We start from the raw sequence: 8,895 nt of genomic DNA on the forward strand, positions 1-8,895 counted from the left end.
CCCCGAGCTATGGCACCTGCTCATAGCCGTCGCCGCGAGCACGAACAGATCGTCGGACTGCCGATCACGGCTTGGCGCCGAAACGAACGGCTACTTGGTGACCGGAATGCCGAACCGTACCCCTCGCCCACCGGCCGAACGGATTGATCACGTCCGGCGGGCCGCACGAAAACGCCCTCGACGGGTCCAGTCGGAGCATTAGAATCCGCCGCATGGACGTATCCGAGATCGGCGAAGCGCCAGCCGTGCTCGACGGTGGCCTGGCGACCGAACTGGAAGCACGTGGCCACGATCTGTTCGACAACCTGTGGTCGGCCAGGTTGCTCGTCGAGCAACCCGAGGAGATCCTCGCCGCCCACACCGCCTTCTTCGAAGCGGGCGCCGAGATCGCCACCACGGCCAGCTACCAGGCCAGCTTCGCCGGGTTCGCGGCGCGGGAGATCCCGTGGGACGAAGCCGCGGCCCTCTTGAGGCGGAGCGTCGACCTGGGCAGGCGCGCGCGAGACCGGGCGGCCCGAGCGCGCGGACCACGGTGGGTCGCCGCGTCGGTCGGACCATACGGAGCGGTCCTGGCCGATGGTTCCGAATACCGCGGCCGCTACGGCCTCTCCGTCGCCGAACTGGTCGAGTTCCACCTGCCTCGGCTGGAGACCCTCGCCGATGCCCAACCGGACCTGCTCGCCCTCGAAACCATCCCGGACGTGGACGAGGCCGTTGCACTGACCGAAGCGGTGACCGGACTCGGCGTTCCGGCGTGGTTGTCCTACACCATTCACGGGGACCGCACTCGTGCCGGTCAACCGCTGGAGGAAGCGTTCTCGGTGGCGGTGGGCAATGCCGACATCGTCGCCGTCGGCGTCAACTGCTGCGCACCCGAGGATGTCGCGTCCGCCGTGGCGACGGCCCGCGAGGTCACCGGCAAGCCGGTCATCGCCTACCCCAACAGCGGTGAGGGCTGGGATCCGCTGCGGAGGTCATGGGTCGGTCCCGCCCACTCCCCCGCTGACCACGCCTCCGAGTGGATCGACGAAGGAGCTCGGATCCTCGGCGGCTGCTGCCGGGTGGGTCCTGCGGACATCGCCGCGCTGTCCGCTGCACTGCACCCGGTGGGTTGAACGGCTACCCCGAAACAGCGAAACCGCCGCCCCCGAGCCCGTGTCCGGGCCGGAAGCGGCGGTCGCTGGCGCTCGGCCGGAACCCAGCGCTACCTTCTCTTCATTCAAGGCGGGTACTCGTGCGGAACCCCACCGGTGCCTCGCTCAGGAACCCGCCGGGGCCCAGTAGTCGAGCATCTCGGCAAAGGTCTCGAACGCTGGCTTGTTGTAGCCGTAGGGTGCTTCCAGGTGCACGCTCACGGGGAATCCGAGACCGTGCACACCGTCGATGACCCGCTTGTAGAGGTCGACGACCTGCTTCTTGCGTTCTTCGAACGGAAGTTCGGCGACCTGCGCCACGAACTTCTGCTCCTCCTCCACGGCCCGGTTGCCCGGGTCCTGGATCAACCAATCGATCAGCTTCTTCTTGCTCTCGACCCCCGGGATGAAACCGAAGGAGAGCAGGATCTCCGGGCGGTGCGGAGTTTCCTTGGCGAACTGCTTGAGAAAGTCGACGATGGCGTCGGAGTACAGCAGCTGCGTCATCGCGAAGGTCGCGCCGCGGTCACACTTGAAGTTGAACCGGCCCTGCTCACCTTCACGGGTCGGGATCAGGATAGAACCGCGGTTCGGGACGATGTCCTGGTACTGCGCCAAGGCGTCCGTCGGCGCGACCCCGGGGCCCTGCCCGTCGGTCATGGTGCGCGGCACCCCGACGAAGGTAATGCCCTCCATGCCCGCGGACCGCAGGTCTTTGAGTCGTCCGCTCAGCTGTTGCTCATCGTGAAATGCGGTAACCTGCGTGCACAGGCCCTTGATGTCGCCCAGTTCAGGTTGGATCGTCTTCCAGAAGTCGATCGTGTCCATCTTGGGATTGAAATCGACCGGGCGGTCATCGTCCTCGGCGATGATCCCGGGGATCATCACGTGTTGAATGCGGCCGGTCAGCCCGTAAGCGTTGCTGAGCTCGGCCACCTTGCGGCCTTCCTCCACGGCCCTCTCCACGCCGCCGTCAAGGTCGGGCGGAACCAGTTCGAGTGCGATCGTGTCCATGTCGGCCTCAGGTTTTCCTTCTGTCGACGTCGGTCACCGCAGAGCTCGAAAACCGCTGCTGCGATCCTGCGTAATCGTGCGCAGGGACCGTACTTCTACTGAGTCAGTAGGGATTTCGTTTCGGGAGATTTCGAACGGTAAAGCAGTGAGCTGTTCCCGAATTCTCCGAATACCCCGAGGATCGCTCGGACTCATCGGGAACATCGATACCGGTTACCTCGGCCCTCGGGGCCTGCGGAAAGTACGCGCAGGCCCGGCGACGGCCGAAGGATCCGATGTCGCCCAGTTCAGTTTGGATCGTTCCGAGGGGGTGGCCGCCGCCCGCCCCCGAAAGGGCGAGCGGCGGCAGCCGCCACCGGTCGGCAAGCGCGATTGCGCGAGCCGGATCAGTAGCGGTAGTGCTCGGGCTTGTACGGCCCGTCCACGTCAACACCGATGTACTCGGCCTGCGCCTTGGTCATCCGCGTGAGGCTGACGCCCAGCGCGTCGAGGTGCAGGCGAGCGACCTTCTCGTCGAGGTGCTTCGGCAGGACGAAGACGTCCTTGCCGTACTCGCCCGGCTTGGTCCAGAGCTCGATCTGGGCCAGCGTCTGGTTGGTGAACGAGTTCGACATGACGAAGCTGGGGTGGCCGGTAGCGTTACCCAGGTTCAGGAGACGACCCTCGGAGAGCACGATGACCGCGTGGCCATCGGTGAAGGTGTACTCGTGGACCTGCGGCTTGATCTCCTGCTTCTTGATGCCGGGAGTCTTCTCCAAGCCGGCCATGTCGATCTCGTTGTCGAAGTGACCAACGTTGCCGACGATGGCGTTGTGCTTCATCTTCGCCATGTGGTCGGCGGTGATGATGTCGAAGTTACCGGTCGTGGTGATGAAGATGTCGGCCGTCTCGACGACGTCCTCCATCGTGCTGACCTCGTAACCCTCCATCGCGGCCTGCAGGGCGCAGATCGGGTCGACCTCGGTGACGATGACACGCGCACCCTGGCCGCGCAGCGACTCCGCGGAACCCTTACCGACGTCACCGAAGCCGCAGATGACGGCGGTCTTGCCGCCGATCAGCACGTCGGTACCACGGTTGATGCCGTCCACGAGGGAGTGGCGGCAGCCGTACTTGTTGTCGAACTTCGACTTGGTGACCGAGTCGTTGACGTTGATCGCCGGGAACAGCAGCTCGTCCGACTTGACCAGCTCGTAGAGCTTGTGGACGCCCGTGGTGGTTTCCTCGGTGACGCCCTTGATCTCCTTGGCCAGCTTGGTGAACCGCTGCTTGTCCTGGCTCAGGCTCTCACGCAGCGTGCTCAGGACGACCTTGAACTCGTCCGGGTCGTCCTCGGTGGCCTGCGGGACCGCTCCGGCCTTCTCGAACTCCGCGCCCTTGTGGACCAGCAGGGTGGCGTCGCCACCGTCGTCGAGAATCATGTTGGCGACCTTGTTGTCACCGAACTCCCAGAGCTGGTTGGTGCACCACCAGTACTCCTCCAGCGTCTCGCCCTTCCAGGCGAACACCGGGACACCCTCGGGCTTCTCCGGGGTGCCGTTGGGGCCCACGACGACGGCCGCGGCGGCCTCGTCCTGGGTGGAGAAGATGTTGCAGGAGACCCAACGCACCTCAGCGCCGAGCTCGACCAGGGTCTCGATCAACACAGCGGTCTGCACGGTCATGTGCAGCGAGCCGGCGATCCGAGCGCCCTTGAGCGGCTTGGATGCGGCGTACTCCCGGCGAGTGGCCATCAGACCGGGCATCTCGTGTTCGGCCAGACGGAGCTGGTGACGCCCGGACTCCGCCAACGCGAGGTCCTTGACCGCGAAATCGATACCGTTGATCTTCTGCACCTTCGGGCTCATGTTTTCCTTTCCTCGATTCCCTGACTCCTGCAGGAGTCACAGGTGTTCTGCTAGCTCGGAAGTCGTTCATTCCGGCCTTGCCGGGGCTCCGTTCCTCGAAGCCCCGGCAACGGCTCAGGTGTTGAAGTATTTGGCTTCCGGGTGGTGCGACACGATGGCGTCCGTGGACTGCTCGGGGTGCAGCTGGTACTCCTCCGAGAGTTCCACGCCGATGCGCTCGCTCTCCAACAGCTCGACGAGCTTGGCCCTGTCCTCGATCTCCGGGCAGGCGCCGTAGCCGAACGAGTAACGAGCACCACGGTAGCCCAGCTTGAAGAACGAGGTGACCTCCTCGGGGTCTTCTTCCGAGACCGAACCGCCTGCGGGCCACAGCAGTTCCTTGCGGACCCTGCGGTGCCAGTACTCGGCGAGCGCCTCGGTCAGCTGCACGCCCATGCCGTGAATCTCCAGGTAGTCCCGGTACGAGTTCTTGGCGAACAGCTCGTTGGCGTAGTCGGCGATGGGCTGACCCATCGTGACCAGCTGGATCGGCAGCACGTCGACCTGACCGGTCTGCTCGGCCTTCTCCCGCGAGCGGTAGAAGTCGGACAGGCACAGGCGACGCTCGCGCTGCTGACGCGGGAACGTGAAACGGCACCGTTCCGGAGCGTCCGGTTCTTCCTTGTCCAGCACGATCAGCGAGTTGCCTTCGCTGACGCACGGGAAGTACCCGTAGACCACGGCCGCGTGCTGGAGAACACCGGCGGTCGCCAGCTCGTCCATCCAGTAGCGCAGGCGCGGACGGCCCTCGGACTCCACCAGTTCCTCGTAGGTCGGGCCCTCACCCTTCTTGGAGCCGCGAAGCCCCCACTGTCCGAAGAACGTGGCCCGCTCGTCGAGCAGCGAGAGGTAGTCGGCGGTGGGAACACCCTTGACCACCTTCGAACCCCAGAACGGCGGAGTCGGCACCGGTGCGTCGGCATCCGCGTCGGACCGCACGGACTCGTCGTAGGGGTCCGGCAGTTCACCCTGTTCCGCCTTGCGCTTCTCGGCGATGCGCTGCGAACGCTCGTGGCGTTCCTTGCGCTCGGCCTTCTTCGCTTCCTCCGCGGCGTCCTCTTCCGGGCTGTCCCCGCGCTTGATGGCCATCAGCCGGTCCATCAGGCTCAGGCCCTCGAAGGCATCCTTGGCGTACCGGACATCGCCCTGGTAGACCTCGTCGAGATCGTTCTCGACGAACGTCCTGGTGAGCGCGGCACCACCGAGCATCACCGGGTACTTCTCGGCGATACCCCTGGAGTTCATCTCCTCCAGGTTTTCCTTCATGATCACCGTGGACTTCACCAGGAGACCGGACAACCCGATCACGTCCGCCTGGTTCTCTTCCGCGGCTTCGAGGATCGTGTTCACCGGCTGCTTGATGCCGATGTTGACCACGTCGTAGCCGTTGTTCGAGACGATGATGTCGACGAGGTTCTTGCCGATGTCGTGGACATCGCCCTTGACCGTGGCCAGCAGCAGCTTGCCCTTGCCGCCGGTGTCGTCCTTGTCCATGTGCGGCTCGAGGTGCGCCACCGCGGTCTTCATGACCTCGGCGGCCTGCAGGACGAACGGCAGCTGCATCTGCCCCGAACCGAAGAGGTCACCGACGACCTTCATGCCCGCGAGCAGGTGGTCGTTGACGATCGCGAGAGGCTTCTTCTCCTTCATCGCCTCTTCGAGGTCGTCCTCGAGCCCGTTGCGCTCGCCGTCGACGATCCGCTTCTCCAAGCGCTCGAACAGCGGGAGCTTGGCCAGCTCCTCCGCACGCGAGGCACCGGACGAGGACGCCGTCTTGCCTTCGAACAGCGCCATCAGCTTCTGCAGCGGGTCGTAGTCCTCGCCGCGACGGTCGTAGACCAGGTCCAGCGCCACCTGGCGCTGCTCGTCCTCGATCTTGTTCATCGGCAGGATCTTCGACGCGTTGAGGATCGCCGAGTCCAGACCGGCCTCACGGCATTCGTTGAGGAACACCGAGTTGAGCACCTGGCGAGCGGCCGGGTTCAGACCGAACGACACGTTCGACAGGCCCAACGTCGTCTGGACGTCGGGGTGGCGCCGCTTGAGCTCGCGGATCGCCTCGATCGTCTCGATGCCGTCCCTGCGGACCTCTTCCTGACCAGTGGTGATCGGGAAGACCAGGCAGTCGATGATGATCGCGGACTCGTCGAGTCCCCAGTTGGTCGTGATGTCCTCGATGAGGCGTTCGGCCACCTGAAGCTTCCACTCCGCGGTACGGGCCTGACCTTCCTCGTCGATGCAGAGCGCGACCACGGTGGCGCCGTGCTCCCGCACCATCGCCATGACCGTCTGGAACCGCGAATCCGGGCCGTCGCCGTCCTCGTAGTTGACCGAGTTGACCGCGCAGCGACCACCGAAGTGCTCCAGGCCCGCCTGGATGACGTTGGCTTCGGTGGAGTCGACCATGACCGGAAGCGTGGAGGCCGTCGCCAGCCGGCTGGCCAGCTCACGCATGTCATCGGCACCATCGCGTCCCACGTAGTCCACGCACAGGTCGAGCAGGTGCGCGCCTTCGCGGGTCTGCGCCTTCGCGATCTCGACGCAGTCCTCGTAGCGGCCATCCAGCATGGCTTCGCGGAACGCCTTGGAACCGTTGGTGTTGGTGCGTTCACCAACGTTGAGAACGGTGGCTTCCTGCTCGAACGGCACTGCCTGGTACATCGACGAGATCGACGGGACGATCTCGGGCGTGCGCGTCTTCGGGCTCAGACCGGCCACTGCCTCCGACACCGCGGTGATGTGCTCGCCGGTGGTACCGCAGCAGCCACCGACCAATCGAACACCGAAGTTGTTGACGAAGCCGACCAGGGCTTCGGCCAACTCGTTCGGCTGCAGCGGATACACGGCCCCGTTGGCACCGAGTTCGGGCAGGCCGGCGTTGGGCATCACCGAGATCGGCACGGTGGAGTGCTCGGCGAGCACGCGGAGGTGCTCGCTCATCTCGGCCGGACCGGTCGCGCAGTTCATCCCGATCATGTCGATGCCCAGGGGCTCCAGGGCAGTCAGCGCGGCGCCGATTTCGGAACCGACCAGCATCGTGCCGGTCTGCTCCACGGTCACCTGCGCGATGATCGGGACCCACCGACCGAGCTGCTCCATCGCCCGCTTCGCGCCGACGATCGCGGACTTGGTCTGCAGCAGGTCCTGGGACGTCTCGACCAGGACCACGTCGATGCCGCCCTCGAGCATGCCGAGGACGTTCTCTTCGTAGGCATCGCGAAGATCCGCGTACGGCGCGTGGCCCAGAGTGGGCAACTTCGTGCCCGGACCCATCGAGCCAAGGACGAATCGCGGCTTCTCCGGGGTGGAGTACTCGTCCGCGCACTGCCGGGCGAGCGACGCCCCCTTCTCCGCGAGGTCGCGGATCCGCTCGGTGATGCCGTACTCACCGAGGTTCGCAAGGTTCGTACCGAACGTGTTCGACTCGATGGCGTCCGAGCCCGCTTCCAGGAAGCCCCGGTAAACGCCGGTGACCACATCGGGCCGCGTCTCATTGAGGATCTCGTTGCAGCCTTCGAGCTGGGCGAAGTCGTCCAGCGTCAGGTCGTAGGCCTGCAATGCGGTACCCATGCCGCCGTCGGCGACAAGGATCCGATTTTCCAACGCGGTGAGAAAACCGCTCGGATCGTTCTTTCTTTCCGTCATGACGTCTTCTCTTCCCGCCCTCACTCAGCGAAGTACGGACTCGATCTCGGTCGCTGCCCTATCACCGTAGGTCTCGGCGACCCGAGCAACGAACGAGCCCTTCTCGATGTCGTACTCCTGCGGACCGTCCGTCTCCAGCGACACCGTCGCCAACGTGCACCCGAGCTGCAGCGCGCGCTCGATCCCGAGTCCACTGGACAAGCCGCTGAGGAAGCCCGCACGCAGGGCGTCGCCGGCACCGGTGGGATCGCCGATCTGCTTCGGCTTCACCGGGTCGATCTCGATGGTGGGCGCCGAGCTGGACTCGACACGCACACCCTTCTCACCCAGGGTGGTCACCCACAGGCCGACCTTCTCCAGGACCTCGGCGTGGGACAGGCCCGAGGACTGGAGCAGCAGGCTGTGCTCGTATTCGTTGGTGAACAGGTACTTCGCGCCCTCCACCAGCTTACGGACCTGGCTGCTGTCCAACAGAGCAAGCTGCTGTCCCGGGTCGGCCAGGAACGGGTAGCCGCGGTCGTGGCACTCCTCGGAGTGTCGCACCATGGCCTCGGGGTCGTTGGCCGAGATCACCACGAGGTCCAAGCCGTTGACGCGGTCCGCGATCGGCTTGAGCTCGATCTCCCGCGCCTCCGACATCGCGCCGGGGTAGAACGAGGCGATCTGGTTCTGTTCCTGGTCGGTGGTGCAGGTGAAACGCGCGGTGTGGGCGGTCTTCGAGGTGTGCACCGCCGAGGTGTCCACCTCGTGACGCTCCAACCAGGCGCGGTAATCAGCGAAGTCCTCCCCGACGGCGCCCACGAGCATCGAGGACACGCCGAGTTTGCCCAGACCGAACGTGATGTTGCCCGCGATGCCGCCCCGGCGCACCTCCAGCTCGTTGACGAGGAACGAGAGCGAGACCTGGCTGAGCTGGTCGGCGATCAGCTGCTCGGCGATCTTACCGGGGTAGGACATGAGGTGGTCGGTGGCGATCGAACCAGTCACCGCAATCTGCACTGCAAAACTCCTTCACTGTGGCCGGTGGTCCGAGCACCGACCTCAAGACCGGATGGACACGGGTGTTCAAGGCACGGAGGCAGAGGCCCACATCAGACTGCGGGGCGCGGTCGTCCGCGCCCCGCAGTCCGTGCGAGAGCACTACACAGCCGTGGATCAGAGTCCGGCGGCGTTCTTCAGCGCCTCGACTCGGTCCGTGCGCTCCCACGGCAGGTCGA

5 protein-coding genes are annotated in these 8,895 nt (G+C 65.3%); 1 reads left to right on the forward strand and 4 read right to left on the reverse strand.

The window, feature by feature from the left end; all coding sequences use genetic code 11:
• Positions 1-212: 212 nt before the first annotated feature.
• On the forward strand, positions 213-1,115 hold the full coding sequence (gene mmuM, locus ACYVAN_RS14980; RefSeq protein ID WP_460959945.1) for a homocysteine S-methyltransferase: 903 nt from the start codon (positions 213-215) through the stop codon (positions 1,113-1,115).
• Positions 1,116-1,259: 144 nt separating this feature from the next.
• On the opposite strand, the gene ACYVAN_RS14985 is transcribed toward mmuM, so the two are convergent.
• From ACYVAN_RS14985 to ACYVAN_RS15000, 4 genes are all read right to left on the reverse strand, one after another.
• A complete protein-coding gene (locus ACYVAN_RS14985; protein ID WP_460959947.1) occupies positions 1,260-2,147 on the reverse strand; it encodes a mycobacterial-type methylenetetrahydrofolate reductase in 888 nt (295 codons plus the stop codon).
• A 386-nt stretch (positions 2,148-2,533) separates the two neighbouring features.
• On the reverse strand, positions 2,534-3,994 hold the full coding sequence (gene ahcY, locus ACYVAN_RS14990) for an adenosylhomocysteinase (RefSeq protein ID WP_460959949.1): 1,461 nt from the start codon (positions 3,992-3,994) through the stop codon (positions 2,534-2,536).
• 114 nt (positions 3,995-4,108) lie between these two features.
• Positions 4,109-7,678, reverse strand: a complete 3,570-nt coding sequence (gene metH, locus ACYVAN_RS14995) for a methionine synthase (RefSeq protein WP_460959951.1) — start codon at positions 7,676-7,678, stop codon at positions 4,109-4,111.
• Positions 7,679-7,702: 24 nt separating this feature from the next.
• Entirely contained in the window at positions 7,703-8,677 is a 975-nt protein-coding gene (locus ACYVAN_RS15000) for a carbohydrate kinase family protein (RefSeq protein WP_460959953.1), read from the reverse strand.
• Positions 8,678-8,895: the final 218 nt, after the last annotated feature.

The organism is Parasphingorhabdus pacifica, assembly GCF_054779195.1.